Annotated in this window: 13 protein-coding genes and 1 tRNA gene; 2 read left to right on the top strand and 12 right to left on the bottom strand. The window is 59.7% G+C overall.

All coding sequences use genetic code 11. From position 1 onward, the window contains the following. The first annotated feature begins 234 nt into the window (after positions 1–234). Positions 235–660 (top strand): hypothetical protein, encoded by a 426-nt coding sequence (locus VFU66_RS00535; RefSeq protein WP_326444271.1) that lies wholly within the window; start codon positions 235–237, stop codon positions 658–660. Here the strand turns inward: VFU66_RS00535 and VFU66_RS00530 are convergent. The 12 genes from VFU66_RS00530 to VFU66_RS00475 all read right to left on the bottom strand — a co-directional run bounded on the left by VFU66_RS00530 (position 641) and on the right by VFU66_RS00475 (position 15,676). Next, entirely contained in the window at positions 641–892 is a 252-nt protein-coding gene (locus VFU66_RS00530) for an anti-sigma factor family protein (RefSeq protein ID WP_326444270.1), read from the bottom strand. The two genes, VFU66_RS00535 and VFU66_RS00530, sit on opposite strands and share 20 nt — an antisense overlap. Continuing rightward, the gene (locus VFU66_RS00525) at positions 883–1,509 is read right to left on the bottom strand and encodes a sigma-70 family RNA polymerase sigma factor (RefSeq protein ID WP_326444269.1); all 627 of its coding nucleotides are present in this window, start codon (positions 1,507–1,509) and stop codon (positions 883–885) included. Before VFU66_RS00525 ends, VFU66_RS00530 begins: the two co-directional genes overlap by 10 nt. Further along, positions 1,506–1,979: a DoxX family protein gene (locus VFU66_RS00520; RefSeq protein WP_326444268.1), complete on the bottom strand. Its 474-nt coding sequence runs from the start codon at positions 1,977–1,979 to the stop codon at positions 1,506–1,508. Before VFU66_RS00520 ends, VFU66_RS00525 begins: the two co-directional genes overlap by 4 nt. Continuing rightward, positions 1,979–2,890, bottom strand: coding sequence for an HvfC/BufC family peptide modification chaperone (locus VFU66_RS00515; protein WP_326444267.1), 912 nt, complete (start codon positions 2,888–2,890; stop codon positions 1,979–1,981). Before VFU66_RS00515 ends, VFU66_RS00520 begins: the two co-directional genes overlap by 1 nt. Continuing rightward, on the bottom strand, positions 2,887–3,756 hold the full coding sequence (gene bufB / locus VFU66_RS00510; RefSeq protein ID WP_326444266.1) for an MNIO family bufferin maturase: 870 nt from the start codon (positions 3,754–3,756) through the stop codon (positions 2,887–2,889). Before bufB ends, VFU66_RS00515 begins: the two co-directional genes overlap by 4 nt. Positions 3,757–3,853: 97 nt before the next feature. Further along, the gene (locus VFU66_RS00505) at positions 3,854–4,150 is read right to left on the bottom strand and encodes a hypothetical protein (protein WP_326444265.1); all 297 of its coding nucleotides are present in this window, start codon (positions 4,148–4,150) and stop codon (positions 3,854–3,856) included. A gap of 186 nt (positions 4,151–4,336) precedes the next feature. Continuing rightward, positions 4,337–5,920 (bottom strand): VWA domain-containing protein, encoded by a 1,584-nt coding sequence (locus VFU66_RS00500; protein WP_326444264.1) that lies wholly within the window; start codon positions 5,918–5,920, stop codon positions 4,337–4,339. 140 nt (positions 5,921–6,060) lie between these two features. Then, positions 6,061–9,555: a carboxypeptidase-like regulatory domain-containing protein gene (locus tag VFU66_RS00495; protein WP_326444263.1), complete on the bottom strand. Its 3,495-nt coding sequence runs from the start codon at positions 9,553–9,555 to the stop codon at positions 6,061–6,063. 555 nt (positions 9,556–10,110) lie between these two features. After that, positions 10,111–10,186 (bottom strand) — tRNA-Thr (locus tag VFU66_RS00490). Positions 10,187–10,254: 68 nt separating this feature from the next. Continuing rightward, positions 10,255–11,736, bottom strand: a complete 1,482-nt coding sequence (locus tag VFU66_RS00485; RefSeq protein ID WP_326444262.1) for a glycoside hydrolase family 28 protein — start codon at positions 11,734–11,736, stop codon at positions 10,255–10,257. Between the two features lie 365 nt (positions 11,737–12,101). Next, positions 12,102–13,229: a DUF6599 family protein gene (locus tag VFU66_RS00480; RefSeq protein ID WP_326444261.1), complete on the bottom strand. Its 1,128-nt coding sequence runs from the start codon at positions 13,227–13,229 to the stop codon at positions 12,102–12,104. 161 nt (positions 13,230–13,390) lie between these two features. Beyond that, a complete protein-coding gene (locus VFU66_RS00475) occupies positions 13,391–15,676 on the bottom strand; it encodes an N-acetylmuramoyl-L-alanine amidase (RefSeq protein WP_326444260.1) in 2,286 nt (761 codons plus the stop codon). A 137-nt stretch (positions 15,677–15,813) separates the two neighbouring features. Between VFU66_RS00475 and VFU66_RS00470 the strand changes: the two genes are divergently transcribed. Beyond that, positions 15,814–16,299, top strand: coding sequence for a hypothetical protein (locus VFU66_RS00470; protein WP_326444259.1), 486 nt, complete (start codon positions 15,814–15,816; stop codon positions 16,297–16,299). The last annotated feature ends 333 nt before the right edge of the window (positions 16,300–16,632 follow it).

Genomic DNA, 16,632 nt, shown 5'->3' with positions numbered 1-16,632 from the left:
TCACATCCTCTTATCTGGAAACACGAGAAAAGGTTTTCCACATAAACCTCTTCCAAGCGTCTCCATGAGTTGGTCGAGAGGCCCCTCGATTCAATTCGTGACAATAATTAACAAAATCAGGTTTTGTCAATATTATTTTTCTATTTATAAATTTAATTTTCAAAATTTCGACAACGCACACAAATCCATTGCCATCAGCACATCCTGTCTTCGCGCATCCTTTAAAATCAGCACATGGAAGAGACCGCCATACGGAAGTCCACTGGCAAGACATGGCTCGTCAGCCTCACCAGCCTCGTCTTCATCCTGCTGCAAAGTGCCTGCACCGCCGTCATGGCCATCAGCGGAGTCCGCATCGTTATCGGGCTCGGCGCGCTCGCCGCCGCAACCGTCGGCTTTAACGGCCCGGCCACAGGCTGGCACCAGAATGCGATCCGCATCCCGATGCTGACCATCGCCGTCATCGGTTCCATCGTCAATCTGTATGTTCTCTGGAGAGTGCGCTCTCTGCGCGCGCGTCCTGCCTCGCAATGGCGTATCGAACCCGCGACCGCAAAGCAACTGAGGTCCGAACGCATCCAGTACGTGCTTGCTTATCTAACGCTCGTGCTCGTCGCTGTCGAGGCCATCACGCACCACATCATCCATCACGGCCACTAAGACCCATCTCCGCATCCAGCCGCGCATGCAGCCGCTCGCTGAAGCTGACCGGCAGCTCAAACACGCGATCATCCGCCGTCAGTACCAGAATATTGCGCGTCGAATCGAGAATTGCCGAGCACAGCTCACAGTGCTCCAGATGCTTCCGCACCTGCTCCAGCACCTCAGGCTCCAGTGTCCCGTCCAAAAAACCGGAGATATGGTCCCACACATGTTTGCACTCTAAAACCATGCGAGCCACCCCCTCTTCGTCAGGTTCATGCTCTTAAGCTCAGGCACCAGCCTCTTCTGCAACATCAGCCGCGCACGGTGCAACCTCACCTTCACTGCGCTCACGCTCAGTTCCAGCATGTCGGCAACCTCCTGCACGCTCATCTCTTCCTCATCGCGCAGCACAAAAACCTCGCGATAGATCTCAGGCAATTCTTCAATCGCGCGCCGCAGAATCGACCGCACCTCGCCGCGTTCCAGCACCTCGGAAGGAATCTCGCGCCAATCGCGTAGCAGAGCAGGCGTCACGTGACCCTGCTCGTCGTCCGCTCCGTCCAGCGACTCTATCTTGACCGTCTTTTGCCGCCTCAACCGGCTTCGCGCCTCGTTCAGCGTGATACTGATCAACCACGTGCTGAACTTCGAGTCCGCGCGAAACTTCGACAGGTTGCGAAACGCACGCAGAAACGCCTCCTGCGCCACCTCTTCCGCCTCAGCCTCGTTGCGCAGCATCGAAAGCGCCATGCGATAGACGCCACGCTCGAAGGGACGAATCAGTTCATGGAACTGCCGTTGATCGCCCGCAAGGATCGCAGCAATCATCGCAGCTTCATCACGAACTGCCGCGACCTCGGTCATGGCTCCTCAACGCGCTTCCGGTAGACCCGCTCCAGCACTGCGTCCATGGAAAACAGCCCCGCGCCAAAGATTAACACCATCAGCGCCGCAAACAGAAACGTATACGGATCGGCGTTGTAAAACTTCCCAGGATCTGAAAAGAACGCGGTCAGCGCATCGCGGTCGGCGGTCCAGTAGGCGACCAGCATGTTCACCGTCAGCACGAGGCCAAAGAGCCGCGCTCCCAGTCCAAGAATCAATGCGATTCCACCCACCAGTTCCAGTCCCGAGACGAAGTGCGCCGTCACACCCGGCGCGGGAAGATTCAGGCTGGCGAAAAACTCCGTCACCCGATCCAGATGGTGCAGCTTGCCCCATCCGCTCTGGACGAGCTGCCATCCCCAGTAGAGCCGCACCGCCAGCAAAAACGGCGACTTGAGCAGCGACGCCAGATCGGCACACTTTAGGTAGAGCCTGTACAGCATCCTCATTACTCGCGCCCTCTCTCTTCTTCATCAGCAGGCTCCACGCAAAACCACCCCAGATCCATCCAGTGTGCAAAAGCCGATTGCACATAGGCCGGACGCTCATGTTCCGAAATCACGCTGCCCTCAAAGCCTGCATCGAGCGCCTCACCCAGAGTACTGCCCTCTTGCAATGCCGAAAGCATCTGAAAATCTTCGCGTGCGAGCCGTTTGTAATACACCGAATCCTCATGTCGATGCACAGCCAGAAACACATCCTCGCGCGGCAGCGACCGAATCGCTCGAATGCGCCGCGCCGTATGCCCCACAGAAGCGTTGTTGCTCGAACTATTGCTACTGCCGTTCTCGCTGCGTACGGCAATCAGCGCATCATCCACCGCATAGTGCGCGCGTACCAGTCGCAGGTACGGTTGCAACGCAATGCGCGAGTCTTCGCCCACGCCCAGCAACATCTCCGGCGTCAGCCGCGTCCACGCCGCCCCGTCAAACGCCTCGATCTGAGCCCATTCGAGCGCCGCCATCTCGCAGGCCGTCTCCACGTGCGGTCCCGCATACGCAGGATTCCCTCCAAGCCACGCAACCAGCCGCGAGCCAAGATTGCGCAGCGAAAACGAAGTCGAAGGGCACTCCTCCAGGTACGCCCGCATCAGCGTCTCAAATCGCTTCCGCCCGACAATCGCCTGCACACCGGGAAAGTCCTCCTCGAAGCTCGCAAACAGCCGGAACCAATACTGCCGGTTATAAATCTCCAGCCGCTCAAACGACGACAGCCGATCATTCGGCTTGATGAACTCTGCCGCCTCGTGCTCATTCGAGCGGCCCTCACGGTCGCGCCGCCGCATCTGTTCCTCGCGCGTCAGCGGCTGCATCACGGCAGCGGCCATCCTGCGCTGCAACTGCGCCAACTCGCCGCTCATCGCGCACACTCCGCTTCCGATGCAGCAGTCGCCGTCGCAGCCTGCAAATAGCGATTCGCCTTCAAAGCCTCAGCGTGGACCTCATCGAACGAAGGAATATTGTCGTCCCACTCGAGTAGCGTCGCCGTCGGCCCGCATCGCTCAATCGCCCTCCCGTATAGATCCCAGACCGGATCCAGCACCGGATGGTCATGCGTATCCAGAATGTATTTTTCGAACTTCGAGTGCCCGGCGATGTGAATCTGTGCCACTCGCTCCGCGGGCACTGCCTCAACGTATACCTTCGGGTCGAAGCTATGGTTCTGCGACGAAACATAAATATTATTTACATCCAGCAAAATCCCGCAATCCGCGCGCTCGACCACCTCATTCAAAAACTCCCACTCCGTCATCTCTGAGACGTGAAACTCCGCATAGCTGCTCACGTTCTCCACCACCACAGGCACTTCGACAAAATCTCTCACCTGGCGAATCTTCTCCGCAGTCACCTTCGCCGCTTCAAACGTATACGGCATCGGCAGCAGGTCATGCGTATAGCGCCCATCCACGCTACCCCAGCACAGGTGGTCCGAGAGCCACGGCGTCCCCGTTCTGCGCACCAGCGCCTTCAGCCGCTTCAGGTGCTCGCGGTTCAACTTGTCCGCGGATCCGAAGTACATCGAAACCCCGTGCTGCACCACTTTGTATTGCTCAAGTATGCTGTCCAGCACCGCCAGCGGACGCCCCCCGTCCACCATATAGTTCTCCGAGATAATCTCGAACCAGTCCACCACCGGCTTCTTTTCAAGAATGTGGCTATAGTGCGGCACCCTGAGCCCAATGCCAACGCCATAGTTTGTAAACCCATTGAAGCGATTCGCCGGCATCGTCCCTCTCCATCGCAGACCTCATCGAGCCATCATCGGATTCTCCTGCGGAGAGGCGCCAGAGCGTCTCCGCAGGAATCTCCATCCAGCGGGCCCTCTACTTCTTCGGCATCTTCGAGCCGTCCGTTGCGCAGCCGCCTTTGCCCTTGCAGCTATTCTTGCCCTTGCAACCGTTGTCGCTCGACTTGCAGCCGCCCTTGCCCGCGCAATCATTCTTGCCTTTACAAGAATGCTTGTCGGTGCTCGCGCTTGAGGCATACGTGCTCTGCCCCAGGTACGAGCTGGACGAAACCGAGGTGCTGTGCAGCGGAGCAGCGTTCAGCGTAACAGCGCCGCCGCCAAGCAGCCCGGCCGTCGCCGCGCTCAACATCATTGCCTTGAGTGAGTTCTTCATCTACTTCCTCCTGGTATTCAGTCCGCCGGTCGCCAGCGGTCTGTTGTCAGGTTAGAAGCTCGGCAGGGAGTAAAGTTACGGCCCACTGAATTTATTTTTGAAAAACTGTCTATCCATAAAACCCATTGATATAGGTAAGGAAAAGCTACCTATATGATAAGGGGCCCGGCTGGACATCGGGCCACCCTACCTCCGCCGCGCCCGCTGAAGCTCCTCGCGCGTAATCGCCAGACCCGGAACTACCGACGGTTCCACATCCGCAGTCCCAATGCGCCCGCTCTCGTCCCGCACCACCACGCGGAGCGTCTTCGTTCCCGGCGGTACGATGGTGTGCAACCTCAACGTCGTGAATCCACTGTTGACCTTGCTCGCCTCATTCTCCGGTATGGCGATCGTCAACTTCTCCATCGTGTCATTAACGAGCTTGCCTTTCGCATTGAGCGACGAGACCACTCCAATCAGCGTAGTGCGTATCCCATCGGCCGAAGGCGCAAAGGTCAGCGATCCCGTATCCACCGTGACGGTGCAATCGGCGCGCAGCCCGCTCGGACCGCGCGTGCAACCCTTCACTTGAAGTCCGAGCCCGGTATATTGCATCCCTGTCACGCTCGCTTCATACAGGTCAAACCGCAGGTCGGACTTGGCAAGCGAATCGGCGAGCTTCGCCTTCAGAACAGGGCCCCCACCCGGCGCGTAGTAGCCCTTCCGCGCTTGCGCTATCAAGCCCGGTTCCCGAAGCCGAATGTCGATCTTCCGGTACGACCCATCCTGAATCGGAGGATTAGGAACATACGTCAGCGTGTAGTAAGCGTTACCGCGCCGCTCGCTGTCGCCAATCTGCCGGTCTAGATCGTTGAACCCGCGAAAGTACTTCCCGCCCGTCTCGGAGACAAACAGGTTCATATTGAAGGTGCTGGCAAACGGGTCCTTCACCGTGTCGCCGGGTGCTGGCTGAAGCATGTCCACCTCCTGCGTCGCGTCGTCGTCCCTGGCCGAGCCGGTCACGGTCGGGTCAATCACGTCCAGCGTCACCCGCGAAGCCAGCAGGCGGTCCACCGTGCTCCGCACGGCCTTTGTCAGCAGGGTGCGCTGGTAATCGTCCAGGTTGACCGGATCAATACTGGGAAAGCTCCGCCCCACCCAGATAATCTGCTTCGGCCCCGGCTCGCCCCGGCTGAACAGTGACGCCTGTTGCAGCGCGGCAAATGACGCCGCAACCTGCTCGGCCACCGCGCCCCGCATCAGCTTGCCCGGCAGGCTCGGCGGTTGCTTCGTCAACGCCCCCAGAAGCACATCCCGTTTGCGTGTAAAACCCGTCAACGGATGCAACCCGCCATCGTTCAGCCACAACAGCAGCGCAGGCTCCGCCAGCTCTTCCGGCTGTGCCCGCAGATACTTCCGCACGCATTCGCGCGCATAGGCCAGCTCCTCGAACGGCGTATCCATCTCGTCAACCACGATCATCGTCAACGGCGACACACCCCAGTTGTCGTGGCCGTTGCGGTCCTTCGCAGGAGCGGCGGGAATCGCAGGCCGCTCCCCAGGTGCGCTGAAGTTGCGCACCGCCTGCAGCACACCGTTTTCATAGACCGTGAAATCGTCCTTCGTCAGGTTGGTAACGGGCTTCCCCGCTCGGTCTGTCACCACCGCATCCAGCACCACCAACTGGCTCTCGACATGGATCTGCGGAACAGCGGGCGTGTTGTTCTGCGAGAAGGCGGCAGAGGAAAGCGTCAACCAGAGAAGTGGCAGGCAGAGGTAAAGTCGCATGTTCGGCACATCTCCACTGACGCACTACTGCGAACGAAGTTGCGGTCTCCCAGACACAAATTTCCGACGACACCGGCCAACTCGTTCCACAACTTGAGCGCGTGGGACAACGGCACCAACGTTGCCCCACGCACCGAGTCTTAGTACGTCACGCGAAGTCCGAACTGCAACTGCCGCGGGTTGATCGCTACCGCCGAGATCGCTCCGGCACCCTTCACGCCAATCTGCACCTCATTCTTATTGCCCTGTCCCGGAGGCGCCAGGCTCTGCACATTGAACACATTGAATCCCTCAAACCGAAGCTGCATCTTGAATCGCTCGCCGACGGGGATGAGCTTGAACATCGAGACATCGGCAAACCACACGCGACCACCCCTCATTACGTTGCGCGAGAAGTCGCCGAAGCTCCCCGAAGGAAGCGAAAACGCCGCCGGGTCGAACCACTCCCCCGTGGACTGGTGGCTCGGGATCGGCTTTCCGATCAGGTTGGGTCGCGCATAGCCGCTGATCGTGTTCATGCTTCCTGAAATGTTTGCCACGTCCCCGTTCACGCCCAGATTGAACGGCTGGCCCGAACGTGCTTGCAACAGCATATTCGATTGCCAGTTGCCCAGCAGATACGCCAGCGGTCCGTGGTTCAGGTACTGCTTACCGTGTCCCAGCGGCAACTGGTACAGCGTCGCGAGCGAAACGAAGTGTGGAATGTCATACGACGAGACCGAGCGGTTCGAGCGTGGGTCCCAGTAGTTCTGCACCGCCGAGCCGCCCCCGATGCCGTTCTCCGCCGCAAAGTAGCCGCTCGAATTGTCGAGCGACTTGCCCCATGTGTATGCAAGAATCATCCGCAGGTCGCGCGTCGCCTGACGCATCAGCCGCGTCTCCAGCGCGTTGTAGTTCGAGCGGCCCGTTGAAGCACCCCAATGCAGGCTCGAGATCATCCACGGAATTGCCCGGTACGTGTCCACTGTCGTACGCGCCACCGACGTCGGTGACGCAAACGGCGCAGCGTTCGCATATCCGGTGTAGTCATTGTTGCCGTTCGAGCTCCCCACATACGCAACCGACATCGCCGTATACCTGCCGAACTCCTGCTGGATCTCAACATTCCACTGGTTCGAGTACGCCGGCTTGAAGTGCGGATCGTCATAATACCCGCCAATGCCCCACGGACTCGAAGGCGTCACCGGCGTCGGGAAGTGGCCTTGGATGTCGTCGATGCTCGTCACCGGCGCGCCAATCGCGTTCGCATTGCCATTGAAACCATTTGCCCACGGCCAGTACGCGGCCTCGAGCTGGTTCTGCGCATACTGGCTGCGCGCCGGCAGTGCGTCGAAGAACAGCCCATAGCCTGCCCGCAGCACCATCTTGTCGTTCAGTGAATACGCAAAGCCGAAGCGCGGCTCCAACTGCGAGGCCGCCGGCGCCAGAAACGACTTCTTGAATCCGGCAAAGGCGATATTCGAGTTGTGCGGCACGCCGGCAAAGCCCAGCGGTCCCGGAATACACGGATTCTGCTGCACATTCACGCAATCAGGAACCGACTTTTCGCCGATGATGTAAAGCTGCTTCTTCAGGTCCAGCGAGCTGCTGATGCGCCCATCCAGCACCTGCGGCACCGTCAGGTAGTCATAGCGCACGCCGTAGTTCAGCGTCAGCTTCGGCGATATTCTCCACTCGTCCTGAATGAAGCCCGACCACATGTGCAGCGAAAAATCCACCTCGCTGTACTTTGGCAGATTGCCCGCGAAGCTGCTCGGCAGCCCCAGCAGCACCGACGCCAGAATGTTCCCCGAAGCGCCTACAGTCGGGTTCTGCGTCTGCGCCGCGCTGAAGCTGAACTGCTGCGTCGTATTCTGCTGCACCCTCTGCACGTTGGTGAACTGGAGCCCGATCTTCGCATTGTGCTTGCCGAAGAGCATGCTCAGGTTGGTCGAGGCGCTCCAGGTCGGGTTCTTCCGGATCGCGTTCCCAGCTACGCCGATGCTGTTGGTAAAGTACGGCGAAGCCAGTTGCATATACAGCCCACCCCACTGCGCCGCATCAGTCACTCCCAGCTTTTCGACCGCCTTATAGCCATCCGGCACCGTGTTGTTATTGAAGACATACGGCTTCAGCAGAATGCCCGCCTGCGCGTCGTAGATCAGGTGCGGCGAAATCACCCGCACATAGCCCGCGCCCCAGTCATAAGCGTGATAGTCCGAGGGAGCAAATTCAATCGTTCCCGTCACGGGCGAAAGATCGTGCACATACATGTTGGTAAACCGTACCCACATGTTGTCCTTCGACGAAAGCCTGTGATCGACCTTCACCTGAAACTCGTTCGCGTTGTCGGTGCGTGGGCGGTCTTCCTCGTAGTTCCTGCCTTGATTGGCCCCGCCGTTGTAATTTGGAGCGCGAACAAATGCGGTAAGCAACTGCGAGGTCAGCGGGTTAAAAAGCTGCTTGGGCACCTTCATGCAAGGCGTCCCGCCCGTCTGCGTGCCGTTTGCGTTCGGCACAATCGGATTGCCCGAGGCGTCGCACGTAAACTGCGTGCGCTTGTACTTCCCGCCGCCCGCTGCAACTGTCGAGTACGGGTTGTAGATCAGGTACGTGCTGTTGATCGTGTCCGTGAAGTCGCCGCCCAGCTCTGCGGCTGTCGGCACATAGGTAAACGTCTGCGTCGGCTGGCTGTATCGCCATCCTTCATAGCTGCCGAAGAAGAACGTCCGGTTCCTGATGATAGGTCCACCAATCGTCGCGCCAAACTGATTCTGATGAAACGGCGCCGGCCCCGAACGGAAGGCGTCCTTGAACGGATCACGCGCATCGAAGAAATTGTTCCGCACAAACTCGAATGCCGAGCCGTGAATCGTATTGGTGCCCGACTTCGACACCATGTTCACTACGCCGCCCACCACTCCGCCAAACTCCACCTTCTCGTTGTGCGCCTGCACCTTGAACTGCGAGGTCGCATCCAGCATCGGCAGCACGCCATACACAGGCCCGCGCAGGTCCGTGTTCGTTACGCCATCCAGGTAGTACAACGTCGAGCGGTTCTGCTGTCCGTGCAGCGCAGGCTTGGCAAACGTCGAGTCCGGAATCGCCGAAATCCCCGCATCCTGTGTGCCAACGCTCGAGCCCTGCGCCGTCGAAATCGGCGTCGCTCCCGGTGTCAGCGTCAGCAGCTCGGTAAAATTGCGCCCGTTCAGCGGCATGTCCTGCACAACGTCTTCCTGAATCACAGTGCCCAGCTCCGACGACGAGCGCTGTAGCAACTCTGCCGCATTCGCGTTCACCTCCACCGTCTCGCCCGTCGAGCCTACCTGTAGCTTCACGTTCTCTTGAAACGTCTGGTTCACCGACAACTGAAACTGCGCCAGGTTCGTCGTCTTAAACCCGCTCGCAGACACCCGCAGCACATAGTTCCCCGGCTGCACATTAATAAAGACGAACGCGCCCCCGCTGTTGCTCGTCGTCTTCGCGTCAATGTGCGTGTCCTGATTGGTCAGCACAATCGCCGCACCGGGAACCACCGCCCCCTGCGGGTCGGTCACAGTGCCATTAACTTCCGCAGTTGCATTCTGCCCATAACTCGCCGCCGCGGCCCCCAGCAGCACAAGAGACAACCCAAGCGCCAACATCTTGCGAAACATAGAACCTCCCCAAAAGTACATCTCGAACACAGCCCGTCTAATCGCCGGTCATGCTGGCCACCGCTTCAAATACGCAGTCGACCGCTGCCCGCTCATTCGCCCCTAAAAGAGAAAACCGCCGCCTGTCTTGGAATACACGGCGGCACTACTCCCTTATGGCGGACTATCCTAGCCGCGTCCAATCTGAAGTGTCAAGAAATATATAAAACACAAATTTCACTAATCGAATCAACCCGTCCACCCTCCCAGCCGCAAAAGCACGCCATCTCAACCGAAGGCGGCGTCCTCATCCCCAAGGCGGTCCCACCGTCTTGTTGTCATTCCCCAAGGGAATCTACGTTTCGTTTTTGCATCTGTCTTTTTTGTTGTCATTCCCGAAGGGAATCTGCGTTTCGCATCGGCCTGCGTCGGGCTATCCCTATAAGGAAAATGCACTAAGACGAGGTCTTACCCCCATCGACAAGCAGCAACCATCGCCAGCCAATCGCGCACCCACGCGAAAACCTGTCCTGGGAGCCGAAGGCCCCACGCTGCACTTATTGTCGAAAAAGGGTTTGGAGCCGATGAGCGGAGTTGAACCGCTGACCTACTGATTACGAATCAGTTGCTCTACCAACTGAGCTACATCGGCCTGCCTCCACCATTCTAGCGAACAATCTCCATCCCGCAAAATCCCATCTACAGGGCGTACGGAAGGTCTCACTGCATCGGCACAAACTTTTCCGCGCATGCGTCTCCATAATCCATGATCGACGATTTGTGCGGGACGTGCTGATACCCTCCCTGAATCACCTTCACACTCTGGCCATGCGTCAGATCGATGTTCGTCCCCTTCGCCCCCGAGTTGTCGCCATGCGAAATCGCCATGATGTCCGCGAACGCCAGGTGTACCTGCTCCGGCTTGATCCCCCGGATGAACACCCGGTCAAGGGCAATCTCCGTTCTGTGCTCATCGTTCAGCCCCGCGATCAGTACGTCCCCCGGCGTCTCGCTCGTCACATTCTTCAGCACTATCTTCTTGTAATCCGGAATCCTCGTTCCCGTGTATCCCGGATCCACAAACCCCTCCGTCGTCTGATTCGTGTAATACGGGCTGATCGCAATCGGGTTCTTCACACCACGCATGCAAATGTTTTGGTACACCAGATCGTGCACCAGCCCGCCGCGCGTCACGTTGCTCTTGATGCGGATACCGCTCGTCGTATGGTCCTCCGTCAGTCCATCGACCAATATGTAGCTGTCTCCAGTAAACGTCTCGCTGCCAATCGACATCCCATGCCCACTGTAAAAGTGGTTGTCGAGCACGCTCATGTGCGTCACGCCCGTCTTGATGGCGATATTGTCATCGCCATTGTCGATCCAGCTATGCGCAATCGTGATGTTCGTCGAAGACCCCGGATCGATCCCGTCCGTATTCCTTGCGTCCATCCCGCGCACCGTCGGCGTCAGCAGATGCACGCCCCACGCCGTAAACCCGTTCGTCCCATTCACACTTACGTGGTAGTTTGTCGAGTTGTGTAGCGTAATCCGGTAGAGCACCAGCCCGTCGGCATGGCTGGCCACAATCATCCGCGGCGTGAAGTACCGTTCATTCTTCGGCTCGGCCTTCCGCGCCATCTCCCACCAGCTATAGTCCTTGCCCAGAATCTTCGCGTAGCCACGTCCGTCAATCACGCCATCGCCCATAATGCCGACATCGTGCGCGTTCACAATGCTGATGAGCGGCCTGCACCCTCCCCGCAGGGGCGCGGGCTTCTGCGGAGCAGGAAACACAGCGGGCACCGTGGCGGCAATCGTGCCGCACAACCCCGGGGTCACGCCATCCCCTTTCCATTCATACCGTTGCGCATCGCGCGACCCAAACAACGTTACGCCCTTGTCCACCACCAGCGTGACTCCGCTGCGCATCTCCAGCGGCCCCGTCAAAAAGGCATCATGCCCATCTGAGGCCGCCAACTCGACCGCCTTTCCCGGTCCGCAGGTGTCCAGCGCCGCCTGAATCCGCGCCGTATCCAGCCTGCCTTCATCCGCAGAGGCAATTCCCATTCCATTGTTCACCGTCGCCAGCCGTGCCTCGATCCGCACGCAGGACGTGGGAATCACCGGCTCCTTCACCACGCGCGTGTCCTGCCCCACCGCAACACACGCCACCAAGACAACCGCAAACGCTCCCAGCTTCATCTGGTCCAACCTCCCTGCCCTTTTGCCAAACTAGCACAAGGGCCGACCGAGGAGCTTAAGCCTGAGACACGAAGAGGCCACCCGGCAACGGGGTGGCCTCTTCATTAGGGAGAATAGTTCCAACGGAGGCAAAGCCATCAGAACTTTCTGGCGAAATACTATGTTTGGCCAAAACCGGTGTCAAGGCCAAATCTCGCCATATATAAGTCATTATTTAGTAATTAGTTACAGACGTTACCCATTCGCCAACACGCACTCCTGCGTTCGCCTTTTGTTCGTTTTATCCAGGCCAGTGTTCTCTCAAAGGACTATCAAATCAGCCGCTTAGCCCACCCGCTGCACCACGCCCTGTGCAGTCCAGCGGCTCACCCGCGAGGCTCACCGCCCGGCTCTGCGTGCAGCTTCGCCGAGCTTCCGCTCAGGTCAATCCGCAAAAACTCCGGCTCGGTCGCCGCAGGCTTGCCCTGCATCACCCGAATCGCCGCACGTCCGGCGCCGAAGAACAGTCCCAGCACAATCGCCGCCAACGCACCCAGCCCGCAGAAGATCGCAATGCTGGCCAGCAGGCTGTAGGTCTTCTGCACCTCGCTGTGAAATTCGAGCGGCAGCGGCCTGTTCCAGCTCACTTCTTCATGCAGGTGGATCCCCTCGACCATCTTCTGCGCATCCGCAGGACTCCACGGCCCGGTCGTCAACATCAGAAGCGGCCCTTCGCGCCTCAGCCGCACCGTTCCCACTGCATGGCCCTCGCGGTTCATCTCCGCTTCAATCAGCCTTCCGTGGTCGCCTGCAATCTGCGGCGTCGGATACATGAACAGCGACAGTGTCCCTTCGCCGTCATATTTCGCCTGCACTGCTTCAGCAGCCTTGTCGAACCCGACGATCCCGGCAGGCAGCACACCGCCCATCGCCTGATAGCCCACCGGCCCAAGCGCGTACTTCACCGTTTCTGTCTTCAATCCCTTCACTGGAAGAAACGTTGGCAGCAGCGGAGCCAGTCCCTTCGACCCGCCAATCTTCGGCAGCCGCACCGAGAGGTCCTGGAGCATCGCATCCGTCGCCGCCGTGCCCAGCTTCGACTCCGCCGACACCACCGTCACGCCGCTGCGAAACAGATAGCCGTCGCCCGTCTCGTCGCCAATCTTCGGCCCGCGATACCCCGGCCCCGGCTTTAGAAAATAGCTAAATGTCGCATGAGCGCCCGTCGCATCCACAAGCTGATACGCCGTTACCGTCACCGTCTCGGCCGGGTTCGCAGTCGAGTGGTACACCGCCCGCTCGCTGCGCTGCAACCCATCCTCTGCCAGCAGCGGAGCATCCGCGCCTGCCTGTGCCTGCGTGCTCGAATCCGCCTTCACCCACTTGCCGAACTGCGTTGGTAGGAGCGGCGCCGGGGGTTCCACCAGCGTCGCCACCTGCGCTCCAGGCAGCGATGCCGAAGACACCATCGCGGCCAGGCATGCCAGCACCCGCGCGACTCTCCGGATTTTCAATCGAACACCCATGAGCTCTCGGTGCGTGTTATGGCTTGAGCTTACACCAGCCGCGAACGTCCGCGCGAGGCACACACTTCGCCTCTTATCTGTATATAAGACACCGCTCGCAGCAAATTGGATTCATCCCGCGAAGTGCTTGAGTTCATTCGGCTGTGTGCTTAGTTCGCGCTCGCCCGCTCTACAGGAGTTGCCGACCTCGCACTGCTCAGCCCGGCCTCATACTTGGCCACGCCGCGGTACAGGCTCTCGGCCACGCGCTCGCGGTACGCCGGCTCCTCCAGCTCGTGCGCGTCCTTCGGATTGGTGACAAACGAGATCTCCGCCAGAATCGACGGCATGTTCGCGCCAATCAGCACCACAAACGGAGCCTTCTTCACCCCGCGATTCTTCAGCCCCGCATTGCCCTTGCGCAGGCCGTCGTAGAGGCTCTGCTGCACATCGGCGGCAAACTCGCGCGACTCGTCGATCTTGTCCTTGAGCGTAATCTTCTTCACCAGGTCGCTCAACTGATGGATCGACTGGTCGCTCACCGCGTTCTCTCGCGCCGCCACTTCGAGCGCATCCGGCTGCGTCGTGAAGTTCAGGTAATACACCTCCACGCCGCGTGCGCTCTCATCCGGCGACGAGTTCGCATGGATCGAGATAAACAAATCCGCCTGCGCCTTGTTCGCAATCGCCGTCCGCGTCTCCAGCGGAATAAACGTATCGTCCGACCGCGTATAGATAATCTCCGCGCCCAGCCTGTCGTGCAGCAGCTTGCCCAGCCGCAGCGCCACGTCGAGCACCACGTCCTTCTCTTCAATCCCGCCCACGCCCAGCGTGCCCGAATCGTGCCCGCCATGCCCGGCGTCAATCACAATGCGCCCAATCTTCAGCCCCAGCGCACGCACCATCGACGTCTCTCCATCCGCCGTCGGAGCGGCCGCCCGCGCCGGAACGCCCGCAACCTCAGCCTGCGCGTGCCTCCCCCGACGGACAGCCTTCGTCTTCACGCCCGCAACGTCCTCTGCGCTCCGGTCCTTATTTCCCGCGCCCTCGACCACCGCCGAGATCGGCTGCGAAGTTGGCCGCGTCGTCGCCTCCACCCTTCCCGGTTGAACACTCAGATCCGCAACATCCATCGAATTCGGCGTCTTCTCCGCAACCGTATTCGGCACGGCAGACGATGCAGCCGATGCCACATTCGTCCGTGGCCCCTGGTCCCTGATCCCTGGTCCCTGCCCCTTGCCGCCGTGAATGTCGATAATCAACCGGTAAGGATTCGGCAGCAGAAACGCCGAGTACTCCGAGACGCCGTTCACATCCAGCACCACGCGCGTCACGTCGTCGGAGAACTGCGCCGCTCGAATCCTTTTCAGAAATCCATCATCCGTCACGGTAAAGCTCTTGCCCGCCAGCCCCTGCGCCAGCCGCGTCCCGTGCAGATCGAAGTAGATGCGGTCCGGATGCGGCACACGCGCCGCTTCGTATGTCACATCATCGCCCAGGTCGATCGCCACCCGTGTATAGTTTGGCGTCGACCAGTGCCGAATCCCCGTCACCATCGCCGGCCGCCCTCGCCGCCCGCTCACCTTCGCAACATGCATCGGCATCATCGCCGAAGGCGTCGCATCATCCGCCTCGTCCACATCCTCCGGAGGATTCGCCGTCCCCTGACGCACATCGGAAGAACTCGCGGAGTGCACCATAGCCTGTCCTGAGCTTGCCGAAGGGTCCGGATCTTCCGACGTGGGTTTGCCCACAGGCATGACCTTCAACCCGCGTCGTGCGGCGCCAGTCGTAGGCATCGGAGCAAACGAACTCGCCTGCGCGTTGCCGTTAGAAGCCACGGAAGCCGAAGCAGCCTCGCCGCTAGTCCGCGGTTCCCTGATAGCTGCTTCCTTCTGATCCCTGCCCTCCAAAGACGCCAGCCCTGCCCGCGCCTCTTCGGCCATCTCGCTTCTTGGGTACTGCTTCAGAAACAGCGCATACTTTGCCCGAGCCGCGGCCTTGTTGTGCAGATCGTTCTCATAAATCTGCGCCTCGGCCAGCAGCGCCGCCACTCGCAGCGAGCTACCCGGATACTGCGTCCTCAAAAACTCATACTGCCCCACCGCGTTCTCGAGCGACTTCACATCATGCAGCGCGCGACCCTGCTCTGCCAGCAACTCCGCCACCGCGTTCACGCTGTCAGGAGCGTGCATGTCTCCCGGCTCCGTGTGATACACGGCGCGAAATCCATCCATCGCCCGCGTATAATCTGCCCGCGTGCGACTGCCGTCAGGAATCGCCTCCAGCGTCTCGCGTCCGGCCACTGCCCGCTGCCACAGCGTCGTCTCTGCCTGCCGCCGCGCCACCGTTCTGGTCGCAGCCGACGCACTCCCCACCATCAAGCCGCAGCACAAAACCGCCGCCGAAACCCCACATCCCAGCCAGGTACGAATTGTCTTTCTCTGCTCAGCCACACTCAAAGTTTAAGAGGACGCACTTCCGCGAGGCATGTGAAAACAACCCCGGTACACTCCCCGATACCCCTCTGCTCACCGGCCTTCCATACCGTATGATGTTGTGCATCCATTCCTTAGCTGATTCGGAGAGACCAATGATCTACTACCTCAATTCAGAGCTGCCCAAGGTAAACCAGGACGGTCAGGAGATTAATCGCACCCACAAAGACGGCGTCGTGCAAAAGCTCGCCGCCTTCGACCAACTCAGCATCCAGTACAAGTCCGGCTGGAAGCAGGGCAGAACCACCGTCACGCAGGACTTCGTCCACGGCTCTTCACAACCACCCGACGTCATCCGCGCCAGCGGCGGCATCTCCCCGGCCTTCGCTACCGAGCTGATCGTCGCCGCTCCACGCGCAGGCGCAAAGACACCCTATGAAGTCCTCGGAACCATGGTCTTCTGCTGCACGGAAAACTCCGGCGGCGGCTTTGCCAAAGTCCTCTTCCCCAAAGGACACAAATACGTCTTCCGCGTCCCCGCAGGGATGTTCTTCTACAGCGACAACGGCACCATGGGAGACAACAAGGAGATCGCCTTCCCCTACTTCATCGAAGTCGCCGACATCCGCGACCTCCCTTAGCGGCCTGTTTCTCCCGGAAAATGCGCTCTCTGTGCTTTACGTGGAAGCGCAGACCTAAAACACACGTCATCTCGACCGGAGCCACGCGGCTCTATCGCGTGGCGGAGTGGAGAGGCCCCCGTATTTTGTCTTCAGCTTCTCTACACGAATGCGGAAACTGCTCTAGGGAGCCTCTGATTAAGTCTTCGCTTGGAAGGGGCGTGGCATCAGCCACGCGATCACGTCCCTCAATGCAATGGGGCTTTAGAGGGTGCTGAAAAAGTCAGTTTTGCTTAAGGGCACGGCTTCAGCCGTGCCGCTAACGCTGCAAAATCAACGCGGCTTTAGCCGCTG

This window comes from Edaphobacter sp., from assembly GCF_035763405.1.
In the GTDB taxonomy this organism is placed as follows: domain Bacteria; phylum Acidobacteriota; class Terriglobia; order Terriglobales; family Acidobacteriaceae; genus Edaphobacter.
Note: the sequence above shows the minus strand (reverse complement) of the source record. Positions and strands in the feature narration are given on the sequence as shown.